15 protein-coding genes and 2 pseudogenes are annotated in these 18571 nt (G+C 60.2%); 15 read left to right on the top strand and 2 right to left on the bottom strand.

Annotated elements, in window-relative coordinates; translation table 11 throughout:
- Positions 1–3: 3 nt before the first annotated feature.
- The 5 genes and pseudogenes from ACZ9BX_RS14320 to ACZ9BX_RS14300 all read left to right on the top strand — a co-directional run.
- Complete coding sequence (locus tag ACZ9BX_RS14320; RefSeq protein ID WP_476218608.1) at positions 4–1095, top strand: DUF1513 domain-containing protein; 1092 nt, start codon at positions 4–6, stop codon at positions 1093–1095.
- 118 nt (positions 1096–1213) lie between these two features.
- Positions 1214–1663, top strand: a complete 450-nt coding sequence (locus ACZ9BX_RS14315) for a PaaI family thioesterase (protein ID WP_132560698.1) — start codon at positions 1214–1216, stop codon at positions 1661–1663.
- Complete coding sequence (locus ACZ9BX_RS14310; protein WP_132560696.1) at positions 1660–2298, top strand: 5'-methylthioadenosine/S-adenosylhomocysteine nucleosidase; 639 nt, start codon at positions 1660–1662, stop codon at positions 2296–2298. The genes ACZ9BX_RS14315 and ACZ9BX_RS14310 overlap by 4 nt, the downstream gene beginning before the upstream one ends.
- Positions 2299–2392: 94 nt before the next feature.
- Positions 2393–3955 carry a glutamine-hydrolyzing GMP synthase gene (gene guaA / locus ACZ9BX_RS14305; protein WP_476218607.1) on the top strand — a complete coding sequence of 521 codons (1563 nt, stop codon included), beginning with the start codon at positions 2393–2395 and terminating at the stop codon, positions 3953–3955.
- A gap of 287 nt (positions 3956–4242) precedes the next feature.
- Positions 4243–5088, top strand: a pseudogene (locus ACZ9BX_RS14300) (tyrosine-type recombinase/integrase); the annotation flags it as partial.
- Between the two features lie 58 nt (positions 5089–5146).
- Here the strand turns inward: ACZ9BX_RS14300 and ACZ9BX_RS14295 are convergent.
- Positions 5147–6376: a TetR/AcrR family transcriptional regulator gene (locus tag ACZ9BX_RS14295; protein WP_476218606.1), complete on the bottom strand. Its 1230-nt coding sequence runs from the start codon at positions 6374–6376 to the stop codon at positions 5147–5149.
- Between the two features lie 136 nt (positions 6377–6512).
- Here ACZ9BX_RS14295 and ACZ9BX_RS14290 point away from each other — a divergent pair, with 136 nt between their 5' ends.
- The 3 genes from ACZ9BX_RS14290 to ACZ9BX_RS14280 all read left to right on the top strand — a co-directional run bounded on the left by ACZ9BX_RS14290 (position 6513) and on the right by ACZ9BX_RS14280 (position 9162).
- Complete coding sequence (locus tag ACZ9BX_RS14290) at positions 6513–7301, top strand: enoyl-CoA hydratase/isomerase family protein (RefSeq protein ID WP_476218605.1); 789 nt, start codon at positions 6513–6515, stop codon at positions 7299–7301.
- 205 nt (positions 7302–7506) lie between these two features.
- Positions 7507–8478 carry an alpha/beta fold hydrolase gene (locus ACZ9BX_RS14285; protein ID WP_476218604.1) on the top strand — a complete coding sequence of 324 codons (972 nt, stop codon included), beginning with the start codon at positions 7507–7509 and terminating at the stop codon, positions 8476–8478.
- 3 nt (positions 8479–8481) lie between these two features.
- Positions 8482–9162 carry an FMN-dependent NADH-azoreductase gene (locus tag ACZ9BX_RS14280; protein ID WP_476218603.1) on the top strand — a complete coding sequence of 227 codons (681 nt, stop codon included), beginning with the start codon at positions 8482–8484 and terminating at the stop codon, positions 9160–9162.
- A 186-nt stretch (positions 9163–9348) separates the two neighbouring features.
- On the opposite strand, the gene ACZ9BX_RS14275 is transcribed toward ACZ9BX_RS14280, so the two are convergent.
- Positions 9349–9927 (bottom strand): TetR/AcrR family transcriptional regulator, encoded by a 579-nt coding sequence (locus ACZ9BX_RS14275; RefSeq protein ID WP_086993442.1) that lies wholly within the window; start codon positions 9925–9927, stop codon positions 9349–9351.
- 141 nt (positions 9928–10068) lie between these two features.
- Between ACZ9BX_RS14275 and ACZ9BX_RS14270 the strand changes: the two genes are divergently transcribed.
- The 7 genes and pseudogenes from ACZ9BX_RS14270 to ACZ9BX_RS14240 all read left to right on the top strand — a co-directional run.
- On the top strand, positions 10069–10803 hold the full coding sequence (locus tag ACZ9BX_RS14270; RefSeq protein WP_476218602.1) for an SDR family NAD(P)-dependent oxidoreductase: 735 nt from the start codon (positions 10069–10071) through the stop codon (positions 10801–10803).
- Positions 10804–12190: 1387 nt separating this feature from the next.
- Entirely contained in the window at positions 12191–12850 is a 660-nt protein-coding gene (locus tag ACZ9BX_RS14265; protein ID WP_476220018.1) for an anhydro-N-acetylmuramic acid kinase, read from the top strand.
- A 161-nt stretch (positions 12851–13011) separates the two neighbouring features.
- The gene (locus ACZ9BX_RS14260) at positions 13012–14505 is read left to right on the top strand and encodes an ABC transporter substrate-binding protein (protein WP_476218601.1); all 1494 of its coding nucleotides are present in this window, start codon (positions 13012–13014) and stop codon (positions 14503–14505) included.
- A 13-nt stretch (positions 14506–14518) separates the two neighbouring features.
- Positions 14519–15694, top strand: coding sequence for a carbohydrate ABC transporter permease (locus ACZ9BX_RS14255; protein WP_027510625.1), 1176 nt, complete (start codon positions 14519–14521; stop codon positions 15692–15694).
- Complete coding sequence (locus ACZ9BX_RS14250; protein ID WP_476218600.1) at positions 15691–16764, top strand: carbohydrate ABC transporter permease; 1074 nt, start codon at positions 15691–15693, stop codon at positions 16762–16764. The genes ACZ9BX_RS14255 and ACZ9BX_RS14250 overlap by 4 nt, the downstream gene beginning before the upstream one ends.
- A complete protein-coding gene (locus tag ACZ9BX_RS14245) occupies positions 16761–17876 on the top strand; it encodes an ABC transporter ATP-binding protein (protein WP_476218599.1) in 1116 nt (371 codons plus the stop codon). The genes ACZ9BX_RS14250 and ACZ9BX_RS14245 overlap by 4 nt, the downstream gene beginning before the upstream one ends.
- 159 nt (positions 17877–18035) lie before the next feature.
- Positions 18036–18410, top strand: a pseudogene (locus tag ACZ9BX_RS14240) (transposase); the annotation flags it as partial.
- Between the last annotated feature and the right edge of the window lie 161 nt (positions 18411–18571).

Below are 18571 nucleotides of genomic sequence, written 5' to 3'. Positions count from 1 at the left end.
CCGATGTGGCGGAGCGCTGCCATCGACCGGCGCAGTTTAGTCAAGGCAGCGGGGCTGAGCTTTCTCGCCGCATTGCAGCCGCGCGGGCTGCTGGCACTTGAGCGCGCCGATGCGGTCTATGCCTCGGGCATCCGCGCCGCCGACGGCTCCTTTGCTGTCGCAACCGTGACCGAGCGTGGGGAAATCGTTGATCAGATAACACTCCCCACTCGCGCGCACGGCATGGCCTTCAGTCCGGCCACAGGCAAGACGGTCGCCTTTGCCCGTCGCCCCGGCACCTACGCAATGATCTTCGACCCTTGGAATAAGGGCGAACCGATCGTCATCACATCCGCCGAAGGTCGCCACTTTTACGGGCACGGCGCCTTTTCGCCGGACGGACGCGTTCTCTACGCCAGCGAGAACGATTTCGACGGCAATCGCGGCATGATCGGTCTTTATGATGCGACAAGCCGCTTCGCCCGCATCGGCGAGTTCGAGACCTATGGGGTCGGCCCTCACGATATGACTGTCTCCGACGACGGCCGCTGGCTTGTCGTCGCCAATGGCGGCATCGAAACCCATCCGGATTCCGGTCGCATGAAGCTCAACCTCGGCAACATGCAGCCGTCACTGACGCTGATCGATGCGGCGAATGGCATGCTCGTCGAAAAACATGTTCTGCCGCCGCAATGGTCGCAGGTCTCGACCCGTCACGTCGATATCGACGCTGGTGGCAGCGTGTGGTTCGCATGCCAGTACGAAGGCCACCGCAACGACCTGCCACCGCTCGTCGGCCGCTTCGCCAAAGGCGAGGAGCTAACCTTCATCGACCTGCCGGAGAAAACCACCCGCCGGCTCGGCAACTATGTCGGCGCCATCGCCGTCAACCGCAAGGACGGCCTCGTCGGTGTGACCTCGCCGAAGGGAGCCTCCGTGACGATCGATGCCCGCTCCGGCAACGTACTGGCCGAGGACATGATCTCCGATGCTTCCGGCATCGCCCCCGCTCGGCACGGATTTGCGGTTTCTTCCTATGACGGGAAATTCCTTGCGACGCGCAGCGATGTGGCATGGGACCAGCATATCGTCGGGATTAAGCGCGGGCGCGGCTGAATCCTCGGTGCGGCAGTCGTCAACGGCGCGACCATCTATCTGGAACTGATTTCCCCCTGCTCATCCTTGTCGAATCCGGCGTGCCGTGCCACTTTCGCGGTTGCAAGGGGACAAATGCATGAATGTTAGGGACAGCGGTGATTTCCGCGAGCGGATCCGGCAGAGCTTCGCGCGCCAGGCGGCGATGGAAACGATCGGCGCCGAACTGACGCGGGTCGAGCACGGCGTGGTGGAGATCGAGCTGCCCTTCGACGTCAAGCTAACGCAACAGCATGGCATTCTTCATGCCGGCGTCATTTCGGCAGCGCTCGACAGCGCCTGCGGCTTTGCCGCCTACAGCGTCATCGACGCCGATGCCTCGATCCTCACGATCGAATTCAAGGTCAACCTGATGTCGCCTGGGCGGGGGGAACGCTTCCTGTTTCGCGGCGAGATCACCAAACCCGGCTCCAACATCATCGTTGCCGACGGGCGCGGCTATGCGATTGACGACGGACCGGCCAAACTGATCGCCTCCATGACGGGAACGATGATGGTCGTCCGCGGCAGAGAAGGAATTACGGGATGAAATTCGAACTGAAGCCGGTGGCCGGCAAGTCCATCCTCTTCGTCATGGCGGCCGAAGCCGAATACGGTCCCTTCCTGCGCTCCCGCTTCGAGCCGCTGATGACTGGCGTCGGTCCGGTCGAGGCTGCGATCGCGATGACGAAGACGCTTTCCCGGCTCGATCAGGCCGACGACCTGCCGCAGCTTGTCGTTTCTCTCGGCTCGGCAGGCTCCGCAACGCTGGAGCAGACGGAGGTCTATCAGGTTACGTCCGTTTCCTATCGCGACATGGATGCATCGCCGCTCGGCTTCGAGAAAGGCAGCACGCCCTTCCTCGACCTTCCTGCCGTCATCGATCTGCCGCTTCGCATTCCCGGCATTCCAGAGGCCAGCCTTTCGACCGGCGGTAACGTCATATCGGGACCGGCCTACAAGAACATCGCTGCCGACATGGTGGACATGGAAACATTCGCGATCCTCCGCGCCTGCCAAGGCTATAGCCTGCCATTGATCGGCCTTCGCGGCATTTCCGATGGCGTCGAAGAGCTGCAGCATATTTCGGGCTGGACGGAATATCTGCACGTGATCGACCGTAAGCTCTCCTATGCCGTCGACAGTCTGTTCACAGCATTGGAAGACGGTGTCTTTTGGTTCTAAAACGCCTTGAAGCAGGGACAATCAGGACAATAAAATCCCGGCTCGGCCGATTTCCTGCATTGCCAGAACGGGTGCTTTTCATTAAAGGCTCGCCATGACCCAGACAGCACATCCCGACAGCGTTCTCATTGTCGATTTCGGCAGCCAAGTGACCCAGCTGATCGCACGCCGCGTGCGCGAGACCGGTGTCTATTGCGAGATCGTTCCCTTCCAGTCCGCCGAAGAGAGCTTCAAGCGCCTTCAACCGAAAGCTGTGATCCTGTCCGGCAGCCCGGCTTCAACGGTCGATGAGGGTTCGCCGCGCGCGCCGCAGATTATCTTCGACAGCGGCCTGCCGGTCTTCGGCATCTGCTACGGCCAGCAGACCATGTGCATGCAGCTCGGCGGCAAGGTCGAGAGCGGTCATCACCGCGAATTCGGCCGCGCTTTTCTGGACGTCGACAAGGATTGCCAGCTCTTCGAGGGCCTCTGGTCCTCCGGATCGCGCCATCAGGTGTGGATGAGCCATGGCGACCGCGTCACGGCGCTGCCCAAGGGCTTCGAGGTCGTCGCGACTTCCTCCAACGCGCCATATGCCTTCATTGCCGACGAAAAACGCAAATATTATGGCGTGCAATTCCATCCGGAAGTCGTGCATACCCCGGATGGCGCGAAGCTCATCGGCAACTTCATTCACAACATCGCCGGCATCAAGGGCGACTGGTCGATGTCGGCCTATCACCAGAAGGCGGTCGAACAGATCCGCCAGCAGGTCGGCGACAAGCGCGTCATCTGCGCGCTTTCCGGCGGCGTCGACAGCTCGGTCGCAGCGCTCTTGATCCATGAAGCCGTCGGCGACCAACTCACCTGCATCCTGGTCGATCACGGTCTGATGCGGAAAGACGAGGCGGCAAACGTCGTCGCGATGTTCCGCGAGCATTACAATCTGCATCTGCTGCATGTCGATGCCTCAGACAGGTTCATCGGCGAGCTCGAAGGCGTCAGCGATCCGGAAACCAAGCGCAAGATCATCGGCCGCCTGTTCATCGAAACCTTCGAGGAAGAAGCGAAGAAGCTCGGCGGCGCCGACTTCTTGGGCCAGGGCACGCTCTATCCGGATGTCATCGAGAGCGTCTCCTTCACCGGCGGCCCGTCGGTCACCATCAAGTCGCACCACAATGTCGGCGGCCTGCCGGAGCGCATGAACATGCAGCTCGTGGAGCCGCTGCGCGAACTCTTCAAGGATGAAGTGCGCGCGCTCGGTAAGGAGCTCGGATTGCCCGACAGCTTCATCGGCCGTCACCCCTTCCCAGGGCCGGGTCTTGCAATCCGCTGCCCGGGCGGCATCACTCGCGAGAAGCTCGACATCCTGCGGGAAGCCGATGCCATCTATCTCGACGAAATCCGCAAGGCCGGTCTCTACGATGCCATTTGGCAGGCCTTCGCCGTGCTGCTTCCGGTCCAGACCGTCGGCGTCATGGGCGACGGCCGCACTTACGAATTCGTCTGCGCGCTCCGCGCCGTCACCTCGGTCGACGGCATGACCGCGGATTTCTATCACTACGACATGGAATTCCTTGGCCGCGCCGCAACCCGCATCATCAACGAAGTGCGCGGCATCAACCGCGTGGTTTATGACGTAACGTCGAAGCCGCCTGGCACGATCGAGTGGGAATAATTTTTACCCCTCCAACGGTATCCAAAACCACGCCATTGTTCGCCATAACACGCTGATAAATAATAAAAATTACCTCGGCATCTATCGGCTTCTATCGATGGCCAGAAATCAGGCTTGACGGTCCACGTGACGGGCCTCGGCCATATTGATCAGCTCCAAAATCCGAAGTACCGTCAGGGCAGATGAGGTCCTTGACGGTACTTTTTGGGCTGTAAGTATCTGATACTAAGTCACACGCAGAGGACCACCCAAAACCATATGACGGTACTTTTTGGAGGTGGCGCGGAATGCTGACGGATGCTGCGATCAAGGCACTGAAGCCACAGAGCAAGATGTACAAAGTCGCGGATCGGGACGGCATGTACGCTCGCGTCATGCCTTCGGGAGCGATATCCTTTCGCCTTGACTATCGCCTGAACGGGCGGCGCGAGACCATCTACCTTGGCAAGTACGGGCGCGACGGGATCTCACTCGCCCGCGCTCGCGAGCTCTGCATCGATGCGCGGCGCGCTATCAGCGAAGGGCGATCGCCTGCGATCGAGAAGCAGCGCGAGAAGCGGCGGCTCAAGGAAGCTAAGAGCTTTGGGGAATTCGGAGAGAAGTGGCTCGTGAATGCGCCGATGGCTGACAGCACGCGGGCGATGAGGCGTTCGATCTTCGAAAGGGAACTCCTTCCAGTATGGCGCAATCGGCTTCTCACGGAGATCACGCCGGACGATCTGCGTGCGCACTGCGGGAAGATCGTCGATCGCGGCGCGCCGGCGACGGCGATCCATGTTCGGGATATCCTGAAGCAAATCTACGCCATCCTGCACGGCGAGAAAATCGCAAACCCGGCCGACGACGTCGGCCCGGCATCAATCGCGACCTTCGTACCGAAGGATCGCTCGCTGTCTCCTACCGAGATCCGGATCATGCTTAGGCAGCTCGAGAACATCGCGACGCTACCGACTATCCGGCTGGGTATGAAACTGTATCTGTTGACGATGGTGCGAAAGAGCGAGCTGCAGGATGCAGTCTGGGATGAGGTGGATTTCGAGAATGCAGTCTGGACGATCCCGAAGGAGCGCATGAAGCGATCGAAGGCTCACAACGTTTATCTCTCGCGCCAGACTCTCGACATCATGATGGCACGCCCGAGAGAAGATCGCTATACCGATCGGTAAAGATGTTGATATTTGCCAGTCGCGCCTAATCTTTATCGATCGGTAATTGGGCGGATGCGGTCCACATAGCCAAGCTGCTCTCGACGAGTCCCTCAAGCTCGCTTCGGCTTGCCCCTGCCGCCCCCTGCATGAGGATGCCGTTCATCATGGATTGGACGAAACGCACAAGGCCGTCGACATTTACGGTGGGCAGTAGGTCGCCCTCGATCTTGGCCCTTTCAAACCGGGCGGCGAGCAGATCGCGCCCGACGGCCTGGCGCCTGAGGATCTCGTTGCGGATCACCTGCGCCTCATCGCCGCCCGGCATTGAGTTAAGGACCATGAGGCAGCCGCGCGGTTGTCCCTCCGCCAGTTGGGTGCGTAGCGTCCCCCTCAGGATTGCTTCGAAAACGCCTCGCGCTGTCGGAGACTGGAGCGCTCTAGCCATGTAGTCCCCTCGAAGGGATTGATAGAGCTCGAGGGCCTTGAAGAAGAGCGCTTCTTTGTTGCCGAATGCGGCATAGAGGCTTGGGCGGGTAATTCCCATGGCCTCGGTCAGATCATTCAGCGACGCGCCCGCGAAACCCTTGGTCCAAAAAACCTTCATGGCGGCATCGAGCGCTGCGTCAGCACTGAATTTTCGTGGTTCGCGAAGTTGATCGGCCGGCGTCGATCCCCTCGTTGAAGCGCTCGCGGCGGCCGCAACGTCGCTGATCGCCCGCCAGGCCGCCATCGCCTGTTCGGCACCCTCTCGCAAGTCGTCGTGCGGCGCGCCGCCGGCGGCTTTCATGGCGAGGCCGCCGAGAACCGACGTCACATAGCTCGCCAGCCCTGAGGCATCAGCGTCCACAGGGAGTTCGCCACTCCGTTTCGCCTCTTCGAACCGGTCTCGCAGTTTCAGTTCTGCCGATTGGCGGCGATGAAGCAGGGCAGCGGGAATGTCGGCATTCTCACTGCCCATCGCCAAGCCCGCATGAACGAGTATGCGGCTAGACTCCTGCGCTGGCGAGGTCGTCAGCAAGCGCTTGACGACTTCTTCGGCCGTGGGGGCTGTGAGCGCCCACTCCCAGTGCTCGTCCTCGCGCGCACTACACCGGCCGAGAACAGCGTCGAAAAGCCCGCGCTTGCTTCCGAAAGCCGCGTAGATGCTGGGAGAGTTCAAGCCCATTGCGGCCGTCAGTTCCGCCATGGTTGAGCCGTCGTAGCCCCGGCGACCGAAGACGTCCGCCGCGCGATCTAGCACTTCACTTTCTTCGAACGCGCGGGGGCGGGCCATTGACAGCACTCCATTCTGTAACGTACATAACATAATCGGCTTTGGTCATCCGCCAATCGCGACGTGAGACACGGGCCATTTTGTAGCAGGCGTTAGGCCTGCCTGGCTAGATAGTCAGCAAACTAGGAGGTAAAACATGAGTTCGTTCCGCTTCGAGCAACACGGTGCGGTGGGCAAACTGATCTTGCTCGGTGATACAGACAGCGAGCCAGGGTCCGACTTTCCCTCGTCGCTGCGGGCCGCCGTTCGCCAGGCATATGCAAGCGACATCCGCGTCCTTCACTTGACGTCCGCGTCCGGCAACATCGCCGTGGCAGACGATCTGGGCGCCATCGGTGACAAGGGCTCGAAATTTCTCGAAGCGTTTGCGGCCGACATCCTGGCTTCGATCCGTCTCATCGAGGAACTGCCCGTCCCCACGGTTGCTTCGGTAGCAGGGATGGCCTTGGGCGGCGGTTTCGAACTGCTCCTGGCGTTCGATTTCCTGGTCGTCGCAGAGTCGGCGATGCTCGTCCTCCCGGAAGTGTCGGTCGGCGGCATTCCAATGGCAGGCGGGGTGCAGCGGCTCGCCGATCGCGTCGGCAAAACACTCGCTACTCGCTTCGTCCTGCTTTCGGAGCCAATTTTCGGAAAGGTCGCAGTCGATCTGGGTATCGCAACCCATTCAGCGCCTGACGGCAAGTTGGAGGAGGTCTCCGACGAACTCGTGCGGCATCTCGCGACAGGGCCGACCCTCGCGTACGGCAAGGCGCGCACGCTCATCCACACCTGGGCTACCGGCGGCGTTGCGGCTGCCGACATAATCTCCACCCAGCTCGGCGCTGGCATCCTCGACACCAAGGATGGCGCAGAGGGAATGGCCATTGCGGTCGCGGCTGTGCGCAAACACGAGCCGATCCCGAAGATCCAGTTCGCAGGGAAGTAACTCGATCCGGTGCTGACATCAATTCTCGGAGTCAGGCAGTGGTTAGTCTGCGACTGACTCCGAGACGGATGACAGAGAGTTCAAAGTAACCCGAACACCATCTCGATCGCACGCGAACTATTATCGAACTGTATACTTCACAGATCGATCTCAGCGGTCGCCGCATCGCGTGCGTCAATTTCACAATTCAAATGGAGCATGAAAGATGACTTTCGTGGATCGGAATAGATCGCTGAAGCAGACCTTTGTAGAAACCAATGGCGTCAAGCTGAACGTTGTCGAGGAAGGCGATGGCCCGGCTGTGCTGTTCGTTCACGGCTTTCCTGACGGATGGCGGGGCTGGCGCCGGCAGATGGCGGCAGTCGCGGCCGCGGGTTACCGTGCGATATCGTTCGATACGCGTGGCTACGGCGATAGCTCCAAGCCTGAAGACGCCGCGCTCTACACGGTTCTCTACCATGTCGGAGACCTTGTCGGCATCCTCGCGAAACTCGGGATCGAGCGCGCTACCCTGGTCGGCCACGACTTCGGTGCGACGGTGAGCTGGAACGCGGCGGTGATGCGTCCGGATCTGTTTGACGCGGTCTTCGGCCTCAGTGTCCCTCCGGTGCTACCGGGTGCGGGGCCCAGCATGCTCGAAATGCTGAAGGCCGCCGGCAAGGAGGGAGCCTTTTATATGTTCCGTCACATGAAGCCGGAGGCCGACCAGGAGTGGGCGGATGCGGCCACGACTTTCCCGGGCGCTCTCTATTGGATGTCGGGGTTGCCCAATGCTTCCGAAGCATGGGGTCCGATGGACCCAAGCAAAGATATGCACCGGCCATCCCCGATCGGCATCCCGCCCTTCGCTGACCGTGAGGACGCCGAGACGATGATCGCAGGCTTCCAGCGTGATGGCTTCCACGGCCCACTGAATATCTATCGCGGCATGCAGCCCTATTTCGACCAAGCAAAAGCATTTGCCGGGGCGAAGATCCAACAGCCAGCCTTCTTTGCGTATGGCACAGCAGACAGCATGGTTAAGATGCGAGCTTTGAACGAGGAAGATCTCAAGCCGGCCGTGCCAAACCTCCAGGGGTTTCTACCACTTGAGGGCGTCGGGCACTGGCCACAGCTCGAGGCGTCTGAGGCAGTGAATGAGGCGCTGGTCGCCTTTCTCAACAAGAGGAAGGCTTGAGCCGTGACGACGATTTTTCGTTTGGATGCAAGCATTCGTGCCGTCGGCTCTCAAAGCCGCGCTCTAGCTTCAACGCTCGAGGACTCTATCCGAACGCAACTGGCAGAGCTGGATGTCGTGAGGCGGGACGTTGGCCTTTCACCCCTGCCTGCAACAGCTTGGGCCCGTGCCGTGCAGGCTGGTCCAAAGGCCCTCAGCGAACACACGACGGAGGAGGTGGAGGCGGCAGCGCTGGCAACCAAATTGGCCGATGAGATGCTGGCAGCAGATGCCTTCATTTTTTCGGTTCCGCTCTACAATTACGCTGTTTCGCAACACGCTAAGGCGTGGATTGACCTTCTGGTCACCGAACCGCGTTTCACCGTTAAGGTGCCGTCGCCGATCTCGAAGCGTCCCGCCTATCTGATCTCAGCGCGTGGAGGCGCGTACGGCCCTGGCATGCCCAAGGAAGGCTGGGACCACGCGACGCCCTGGCTTAGGCGCATCTTCGAAGACAACTGGGGATTGGACCTCCAACTCATCGATGTTGAGCTGACCCTCGCTGATGTTAATCCCGCTATGGCCTCTTTGCGGGACCTCGCGGCGTCCAATCTTAAGCAGGCGCACGCCGCCGCCAAGCAAGCGGGAGAACAGCTGGCGGCGCGCCTTACAAAATCGCTTGCGGCTGAGCCGGGGCAAGCGTGACAAAGAAGGAAAGGCGCATGCCGCGGTGCGGAGCATCAGCGCGGGCACCGACGTTGCCCGCACCGGTAATCGCGGAACAACGCGTGCGAACGGTGCGCGAGTCTCCTTTGTGCCCACATCGCGACGTTCACGCCCATCCGGGATGATTCCGAAAAATAACTTCGATGATCCGATTGCTGATCTGATTCAACACGCTGCCTGCTTGGCATCGTTGCTTGAAGGGCTTGTCAGGATGGCGCTCGTAATGAGGTGAACGAGATGATCTGCCCGTGGCGCGAATGAGGGTTGGTCGACCGCCCAGCCGAGAGCCGTTATCAGGGCGAACAGGTCGTCCCCACTCATATCGGCGCGCGCCGTTCCCTCGCCCTGAGCATGGAGCAGTAGTCGCGCGCCTGCTGCGTGCACCGCTGCGCATGAAGCATAAAGAGCGGAGTCCAGGTTCGTGCGGGCGGCCGCCATCATGGCGACAACGCCCCTATAGCTTTGGGTGAATGCCACCAATTCTCGAAACCAGGAGAGAAGTGCTTCGTCAGCCGAAGTCGACGCTTCGAGTTCGTCTGCCTTCTGCGTCAGTGCGTCCAGATTGGTGCACAGCAACGCTTCGAACAGGGCTTCTCGCGTCGGGAAATGACGAAGCAGCGTGGCCAAGCCGACGCCGGCGCGGCGGGCAATATCGCGCATCGACGCGTCGGTACCATGCTCGGTGACGACGTCACGCGCGACCGTGAGAATTTGGCTGCGATTTTTTTCTGCGTCGGCTCGCATGGACTGCCTTGATAAGCGGATCAATGATCCATATATGTGGATCGGCGATCCGATTGCCAAAACGGATCAGTGATCCATACAATACAGTGCATGTGGATAAATGGCAACAGGCGCTGTCCAACACGACGATAAGGAGAAGTCATGGGAAAGCTTGAAGGTAAGGTTGCAGTCATCACGGGTGGATCGAGCGGTATGGCGCTGGCGAGCGCCAAGCGGTTCGTTGAAGAAGGCGCCTATGTTTTCATCACGGGCCGGAGGCAGGAATCGCTGGACGAGGCCGTCAAGCTGATCGGCCGGAACGTAACCGGCGTGCGCGGCGACGCGTCCAATCTCGACGACCTCGACCGCCTGTTCGACACAGTCAAGCGGGAAAAGGGCAAGATCGACATCCTGTATGCGAGCGCCGGCACGGGCGAAGGCGTCCCACTGGGCGAGATCACCGAGCAGCACTTCGATGCGACCTTCAACCTGAATGCGCGCGGCACGCTGTTTACAGTCCAGAAGGCGTTGCCGCTGTTCAACGATGGCGGATCGATCTTCATGACCGGGTCGGTTGCTTCGATCAAAGGTTTTCCTGGCTACAGCGTGTATGCGGCGAGCAAGGCGACGCTGCACGCATTCGCACGCGGTTGGCTCAACGAACTGAAGGGCAGGAATATCCGGGTGAACGTGCTGCACCCGGGGCCGATCGCCACACCGATGCAGGACCAGGTTCTCACCGAGGAGGCGAAGCTGATGTTCGAATCCCTGATCCCGCGCGGCAGGATGGGTCGTCCCGAGGAAATTGCGGCGGTCGCGCTGTTTCTTGCTTCAGACGATTCGAGCTTCGTGAATGGGATGGAGTTGAATGTCGACGGCGGCTTCTCGGCCATCTGAAATCGCGCCGGATCGCGGGAAGCGGTTAACCGGAGGGAACTAGAGCATGATCCCGAAAAGTTGCAGACTTTTCGGATAAGATCATGCGAATTGCATCCTGCTCTAGCGTGTCCATGGTGGACGACTTCCGCGCTGAACGGTCACAGTCCGGCCGCGCGGAAGTCGTTGACGTCGGGACGTATATGCGAAGATCGCCATGCAGCGAAACGGATAATCCCAGCTCCGTTGAGTGCCGGGGAATCAATATCAACACGGAAAGTATTATGAGCTGGCGCGTTGCTCGCGGCTGCCCGCCGCCCGCACGCCGGCGCTCGCTTACGCTGATTGAGGCCGCCCTCCAGCCGTTGGTCTTCATGGACCCGAAGGCGAAGGGGCAGCAAAGGCCGGTGACGTTATCCTCAAGTTCCTCATGGAAGCCAAGAACGCCGGCTGAGTTTGCCCTGATAGGGCATCATCAGGATGCGAACGCGGCTTGGCTTCTTGGTCATGTCTACCCTCCTGTGGTTGGAGGAGGTTTGATGCAGGCCAGACCTTGCCCGTTCGCGTAGGCGTCCGATCTTGTCCACGCTGACGGTACTTTTGGCCGTGATTTCGGTTCGAGCGTCAGACCTGGAATGGCGCGCAAAGAGCCAATAGTAGTCGATAGATGGCTTGCGGAGGTCAGCAGAAATTCGCGAACGAAATCAGGATCGTAGGTTTCTGACGGGTCCCGGGCCGGTAGTAATTGGATGAGAAAATATTTTCTCTAGCAAATTCAACAGGTTGAGATGATCCTGAATAATCGTGTGGGAGTGAAGGGGTGGCGCATTCGCTCTCTTCGCTTCAATTTGGATGCGGTCGCTCGGGAAGTAAATAGAGCTCGAGTTTGTGGCGTACTCTGACGTACTATGGAGTGCAATTGGGAGGCTCTCAGAGCCCTTCAGATGTCGCCGAACGAGGGCGCGGCTAGGTCCAGCCGACAGGCGATAAGCTGCTCGTCACCGACGCCCTGTCGAAGGTGAAGATACGAGCAGGTCGTATCTGCGGCAGCGGACAAAGCCGCTTCTCATACAGGTGGCACGCAACCTTCATAAAGGCGGCAGTATGGATGCCCACGGTGCGAGCGCCACGACGGCTGGCCGCCTCGATGCATCTATTTGCTGCACGCATGGGCATGCCCCCTTCACAATGGCTGAAGCGCGAGCGGCCGGCGATTACGACAGAAATCGATTGCAGGAGCCGCGTCGACGACTGAAAGTGCCGTGAGGGGGGTGGCGAAAAGTGCAGCGCGAGCGCCCAACGCGTGTCGAGGACACCGGGCTGCATGAGGTCGGCCTCTCCGATCACGCCGCGCTGTTGAGCCTGTCTAAGACATACTAGTTGGCCTTGCGCACGCTCGTTTCCAGCAATTCATCGAGAGCCGCACCGACGCAACCTGCGTAACCCAACAGATATTCACAAATTTGCTCACGCTACCTGCGAAGTTGTTCTACAATCTCTGGGCAGGCCCTATGACAAGGACGGCGAAGTCGTCTCCAAGGGCAAGGTCGCCGACATGCTGATGGGGAGATTGAAAGAGCGCGACTTCTTCAAGCGACCGATCCCGCGGAGCGCCTCGCGTCTCGACTTCGGCTCCTCCTATCTTGACCGCCAGATGGAGGAGTTCAGTCATCTTTCGACAGAGGATTTGCTGGCGACTTTGACCGAGTTTGCCGCGTACGCGATCACGCGTTCGATCACCGACAGCGTCAAAATGCTAAGCGAAATATCGGTGATCATGGCCAGTGGCAGAGGCACCCGGAATCATTACTTGATGAGTAGGCTGCGGGAATACATGCCGAAGGGTCTGCGCCTGACGACATCTGACGAGTTTGGCGTTCCGGCGCAGTTCAGGGAGGCGATCAAGTTTGCGACGCTTGCCTACGCCACGGTCAACCAGCTCGCCAACAACATACCCGCTGCTTCCGGCGCGACCCGGTTTGGAATCCTTGGCAAGCTGGTGCAGCCTCGCCTTGCAAAGGGAGTAACCGAATATGCGGCTTATGGAGACGAGCCAACCTGGCCTTGATGGAGGATCGGCGAAAGGACAGACTTAGGAGGGGAACCGCCAGGCGAAAGACACGGCTAGCCTAACCATATCCAGGCCCGACGGGATCTATGTCCTTGAAAAGGCATTGGCGTAGGAATCAATGACATCAGGGCGAGCGAACCAACAAAGGGAGGTAACGAATGAACCACATTGGAAAACTTTTGAGCCCACTCCTTCTCGGTGCAATGGCCATGGCCGGTGTCGCGGCGAGCGGGCCTGCGGCAGCGCAGAAAATGTATGACGGCGTCACGGTCAGGATCATGACCCGGCCCGGACCGGTTATTGCCCAGCGTCTTGTCGAGCGCGGCAAGGAATTCACCGAGATGACCGGGGCGAAGATCGAGGTCGCCGAAGTCCCGTTCGCGGAGCTGTTCCAGAAACTTCTCACCGACTGGGCGACCGCCACCAACTCCATCGACATCGGCGTATTTGCTTCGAGCTGGGCGCCCGAATATGTCGACGCCGGTCTACTCCAGGACCTGACCGACTATGTCGCGAAGGACACCAAGATCGACATCAACGACATTGCTCCGTTCTTCCGCGAGTATAACCAGAAGGTCGGCGGCAAGACCTACCTGATCACCGTCGATGGCGACTTCCAGATGGTATATTACCGCAAGGACATTCTGGACCAGGTGGGCTTGAAGCCGCCGCGCACCTGGGACGAGTATCATGCGGTTGCTGCAGCGACCAACGGCAAGGACCTGAACGGCGACGGCATGCCGGATTTCGGCTCCTGCATGTTCAAGAAGCGGAACGCGCAGTCATACTTCGCCCTCATGTCGATCGCTGCCGCCTACGTTCAGACTCAGGGCACCGGTGAGGGTATGTTCTTCGATCCCGCGACCATGAAGCCCTTGGTCAATAACGAAGCCTGGGCTGAGGCCTTCAAGGTCTACAAGGAGAACGGCGAATACGGACCACCCGATGAGCTCAACCACGACATCGGCGACACCCGGGCGCTCGTCACCACTGGTCGCTGTGCATTGGCCATCGACTGGGGCGACATCGGCCCCCTGTCTCTCGACCCGGGCGGCGAGGCGATCAAGAACAAGATGGGCGCCACCGTCATGATGGGCACCAAGAAGGTGCTCGACAAGGCCACCGGCAAGCTGGTCGACTGCGATGCCACCCGTTGCCCGCATGCGATCGACGGCATCAACTACTCGCCGTTCGCGGCGTTCGGTGGCTGGACCGGCGGTATCAACGCCAAGGCTGACGACAAGGTGAAGCAGGCCGGCTATGACTTCCTGTCCTACATGAACCAGGCGGCCCAATCGAATGTCGACGTGACGATGGGCTGGACTGGTTACAACCCGTACCGCAACTCGCAGCTCGACAATCTCGAGCCGTGGATCAAGGCCGGGTTCACAGAGGAGTCAGCCAAGAACTATCTTGGCGCCATCAAAGACAGCCTGAACAACCCGAACATGGCCTCGGACCTCAAAATCCCGGGGACCGCCGAGTATCAGGGTGTCGTGCTCGACCGCGAGCTCGCTCGCTTCCTTGCCGGCGAGATCACTGCTGAAGAGGCGGTGGCGAACGTCGAGACCGGCTGGGAAGAGATCACCGAGCGTTTGGACCGGGACAAGCAGAAGGACCTGTACAAGTCCTCGCTCGGCATCACCAACTGAGGGTTGAGAGTCAGTGACCTCCGGTACTGGACCAACGACAACTAGTCAGCTAGGGCGTGTCGCCCCGGCCGGCCTCAATGCTTCCGTCACGACGAGGGCGAGGCTGAACGAGTGGCTCGACCGCCATTCGCGCCAGCTTTTCATCGCCCCCGCCGTGATCATGATTCTCATCTTCTCGGTATTCCCGACGATAGCGTCGCTGGTGCTCGCCTTCTCCAACATCCGCCTCAGGGCCGGTTCCTATCAGGTCCAGTTCGTCGGCCTGAGGAACTTCCGGAAGCAGTTCTTCGGCACCGAGCAGTTCCATTTCCTCGGGACCTTCACCAGCATCAGCCTGCTTGGCTGGATCGTCACGATCGCGAGCGCGGCCGGCCTCATCTGGTGGCTCTACCGCTACGCCAAGCGAGGCTTCGCGATCCTCGGCTTTATTGGCCGGCTGATCACCGCCAGCGTGGGATTCGGACTGGCGCTTCTCTTTTCCGCGACGCTGTTCAGCGGCAATCCGTTCGGCACGCTCGGCGTGACCATCTTCTACGTGCTCGTCGGGTGCACCATCCAGTTCCTGATCGGCCTTGGCCTCGCCGTTCTTTGCGCCCAGCCGATTAAGGGCCGGACCTTCTTCCGCGTCGTCTTCTTCATCCCCTTGATGATAACGCCGATCGGCATCGGCTACAGCTTCCGCATGCTGGCGGACACGACCAAGGGTCCGTTCTCGCCGGTTTGGCAGTGGATCGGCCTCGGTGACTTCGGCTGGGCTAACCATGCCTGGACTGCCCGCTTGTTCATCGTGATCGGCGATTCCTGGCAGTGGATCCCGTTCATCTTCGTCATCCTGCTTGCTGCGCTTGAGAATGTTTCCCGTGATCAGGTGGAGGCCGGCCAGGTCGACGGTGCCAGCGGTTGGCAGGTGTTCAAGGAAATAACCTGGCCGCAAATTGCGCCGGTTGCCGCCACGGTGATGCTGATCAGGATCATCGAGGCCTTCAAGCTGGTCGACCTCCCCAACATCATGACGTCCGGGGGCCCCGGCATCGCGACCGAGTCAATGACGCTTCATTCATTCTTTGCATGGCGGGCGCTGAACCTCGGGGATTCTGCGGCGATCGCCTACCTACTTCTGTTCGTGACGGTGGTGTTGTGCGTCTCCTTCTTCAATCTCCTCGTCCTCAAGCGATTGAGGCCGGCATGATCACGCAAGACATCCGGATGTCACCCCAGAGATCCCTGCTCAGGCGGTGGTTCGAGCCGAAGTCGATCAAGGAGATGGCGCCGGCCACGGCCGTCATCGTCTACGGCCTGCTGATCCTTTGGGCGGTGTTCGTCCTGTTTCCGCTCTATTGGCTCCTGATCACGTCGTTCAAGTTGCCAGCCGACGTCAACGCCGGCCCAGTCTACCTGCCCTGGATCGACTTCACGCCGAGCCTGCATGCATGGCGCGAGTTGTTCGTCTTCGACTACGAGGACACGCTGAGGGCCTACATCAACTCGATCATCATCGCGCTTCTCGCCACAGCCCTTTGCGTCACCATCGGCTCGATGGCCGCCTATGCCTTGGGGCGCATTCAGTACAAGCCCAAATTCGCGACGATCGTTCTCTTCGTTCTCTGCTTGGTCGCGATGGCGGTGGTGGTCGGCCGTTGGGGGGTCGATTGGCGTCTGTCGCTTGCCGTCGCGCTCGCGGTCTTCTTCGTTCTCGCCCGCGCTGTTGGTCACCATTTCAAGGCCACGCTGGGGAACGGAGATATCCTGTTCTGGATGATCTCGCAGCGCATTCTGCCGCCGATCGTCGCCGTCATTCCGATCTACATGATGTTTCAGAGCATTCGGCTGCTCGACACCCACATCGCGCAGATCCTCGCCTACACGGTAGTAAACCTGCCGATCGTCGTTTGGCTGATGTACGACTTCTTCGTCACCATTCCGACCGACCTCGACGAGAGCGCGCAGCTCGACGGCGCCACCCGCTTTACCACCTTCGTCGAGATCATCCTGCCCTTGGCGAAACCCGGTCTCGCGGCGACGACGCTGCTGGTGCTGATCCTGTGCTGGAACGAGTACCTGCTGTCGCTGTTTCTTTCGACGTCCAATGCGCAGACCATGCCTATCCTGGTCGCCGCCATGAATGCGGGCGAGCGCGGCATCCTGTGGTGGAGCATGGCGGTGGTCATCATCGTCATGATCATTCCGGTCGTACTGATGGCGCTCGTGCTTCAGCGCTTCATTTCCAAGGGGATACTGTTGGGGGCAGTGAAGGGATGAACGTGGATAGGGGCATCGACACCGGTCATCGAGCGCAGCGGGTGTCGCTGCGCAGCCTGAACAAATCGTTCGGTGCGGTTCACGTCGTTAAGGATCTCAGTATCGACGTTGCGCCGGGTGAGTTTCTGGTGGTGCTCGGGCCCTCCGGTTGCGGCAAGACCACCGGGCTTCGGATCATAGCCGGCCTGGAAACCGCCGATTCGGGGCAGGTGGTGCTCGGCGATACCGACGTCACCAACATACTGCCGAAGTACCGCGACGTGGCGATGGTGTTCCAGTCCTATGCCCTCTATCCGCACAAGACCGTCGCCGAGAACATCGATTTTCCGCTGAAGGTGCGTGGTGTGTCGAAGCAGGAGCGGGAGCTTGCTGTCCGCGACGCTGCTGCGCAGGTCCATATGGAGGATCTCCTCGACCGGTACCCGCGCCAGCTGTCCGGCGGCCAGCGTCAGCGCGTGGCCTTGGCAAGGGCCATCGTGCGGCGGCCCTCGGCCTTCCTGATGGACGAGCCGCTTTCCAACCTCGATGCGAAGCTCCGCGGCTTCATGCGCGCCGAGCTCAAGCGCATGCAGCACCAGCTCGGGGTGACCACCGTCTACGTCACCCACGATCAGGTCGAGGCCATGACCCTTGCGCATCGCGTTGCGATTATGGACCGCGGTGTGCTGCAGCAGATCGGCACCCCCCGCGAGGTGTATGATCGCCCGGCGAACCTGTTCGTCGCCGGCTTCATGGGCTCGCCGCCGATGAATTTCCTGCGCGGGTGGATCGAGAACAATCGCTTCGAGAGCCACGGTGTGAGCCTGCCGGTGGCAGCAGAAAAGGGAACCATGACCAAGGATGTGGTCATGGGCTTCCGCGCGGAAGACGCCGACATCGTCAAGCCCGGCGCTGGTCTGTTCGATGCTACGGTCTACGCCGCTGAGCCTACCGGCGACGTGACGTTGGTCACGCTCGTGGTGGGCAAGGAGAGCCTGTCGGTCAAGATGCCGAGGGATTACGACATCGACTTCGACAAGGCCGTTGCCGTGCACTTTCCGCTCGATCGAGGCTTTCTGTTCGACGCCCATTCAGGTGTGCGCCTGGCGGCCCGGCTCATGTCCGTATCCTGACCGATTCTTGCAGGCTCCAAGCCTGCATCTGGTGAACTAGTACTACAGTTGCGGTTTTGAGTTTGATGTAATTCCCTCCTTTGAAAACCAGGAGGGAATTGGATGTCGATCGCGACTTGGTCGGGATCGCTGTTGGCATGAGAGCGGGAGCTTTCGGCGCTGAAGGAGCGACTTTCGCCCGTGTTCCGGCGGCGCGAGTTGAAGGAGACGGGTTGCGCCTTTTTGGACGGCTTGCTGTGCGGGATTGAGCGCAAGACTGGCTGGCTGATGGCGGAGGCTGCGGGGCTGGAGCGTCCCTACCGGATGCAGTCGCTTTTGGGGCGCAGTTCCTGGTCGGCGGATGCATTGCGCGATCTTGTGCATGGCTATGTGATTGAGGCGTTGGGCGATCCGGACGGGGTGCTGGTGGTCGACGAGACCGGCTTTCTGAAGAAGGGGGATCGGTCGGTCGGGGTTGCGCGGTATTCGGGCACGGCGGGCCGCATCGAGAACTGCCAGGTCGGTGTCTTCCTGGCCTATGCGAGCCGATTCGGGGCAATAGTTCGCTCGGCGCCGCTAAATCGCAGCATGGAGACCCGATAGCCTTCCGTATCTTCGACGGTCGCTTTCACGTCGTCGTCAAAGGCAATGTCCCGCAAGCCTTCGAAGTACGGTTGAAGCAGACATCTATCCGCCGCTTCTGTTACAAATCCTTG

The sequence above is a fragment of the Rhizobium sp. USDA 3886 genome, assembly GCF_056279785.1.
The sequence above is the reverse complement of the archived record's forward strand: the minus strand, read 5'-3'. Positions and strand labels throughout refer to the sequence as shown.

What these genes read in the sequence shown, in the direction of transcription:
- ACZ9BX_RS14320 (WP_476218608.1), top strand. Translation starts at nt 4, where the DNA reads ATGTGGCGGAGCGCTGCCATCGACCGGCGCAGTTTAGTCAAGGCAGCG.
- ACZ9BX_RS14315 (WP_132560698.1), top strand. Translation starts at nt 1,214, where the DNA reads ATGAATGTTAGGGACAGCGGTGATTTCCGCGAGCGGATCCGGCAGAGC.
- ACZ9BX_RS14310 (WP_132560696.1), top strand. Translation starts at nt 1,660, where the DNA reads ATGAAATTCGAACTGAAGCCGGTGGCCGGCAAGTCCATCCTCTTCGTC.
- guaA (WP_476218607.1), top strand. Translation starts at nt 2,393, where the DNA reads ATGACCCAGACAGCACATCCCGACAGCGTTCTCATTGTCGATTTCGGC.
- ACZ9BX_RS14295 (WP_476218606.1), bottom strand. Translation starts at nt 6,376, where the DNA reads ATGGCCCGCCCCCGCGCGTTCGAAGAAAGTGAAGTGCTAGATCGCGCG.
- ACZ9BX_RS14290 (WP_476218605.1), top strand. Translation starts at nt 6,513, where the DNA reads ATGAGTTCGTTCCGCTTCGAGCAACACGGTGCGGTGGGCAAACTGATC.
- ACZ9BX_RS14285 (WP_476218604.1), top strand. Translation starts at nt 7,507, where the DNA reads ATGACTTTCGTGGATCGGAATAGATCGCTGAAGCAGACCTTTGTAGAA.
- ACZ9BX_RS14275 (WP_086993442.1), bottom strand. Translation starts at nt 9,927, where the DNA reads ATGCGAGCCGACGCAGAAAAAAATCGCAGCCAAATTCTCACGGTCGCG.
- ACZ9BX_RS14270 (WP_476218602.1), top strand. Translation starts at nt 10,069, where the DNA reads ATGGGAAAGCTTGAAGGTAAGGTTGCAGTCATCACGGGTGGATCGAGC.
- ACZ9BX_RS14260 (WP_476218601.1), top strand. Translation starts at nt 13,012, where the DNA reads ATGAACCACATTGGAAAACTTTTGAGCCCACTCCTTCTCGGTGCAATG.
- ACZ9BX_RS14250 (WP_476218600.1), top strand. Translation starts at nt 15,691, where the DNA reads ATGATCACGCAAGACATCCGGATGTCACCCCAGAGATCCCTGCTCAGG.
- ACZ9BX_RS14245 (WP_476218599.1), top strand. Translation starts at nt 16,761, where the DNA reads ATGAACGTGGATAGGGGCATCGACACCGGTCATCGAGCGCAGCGGGTG.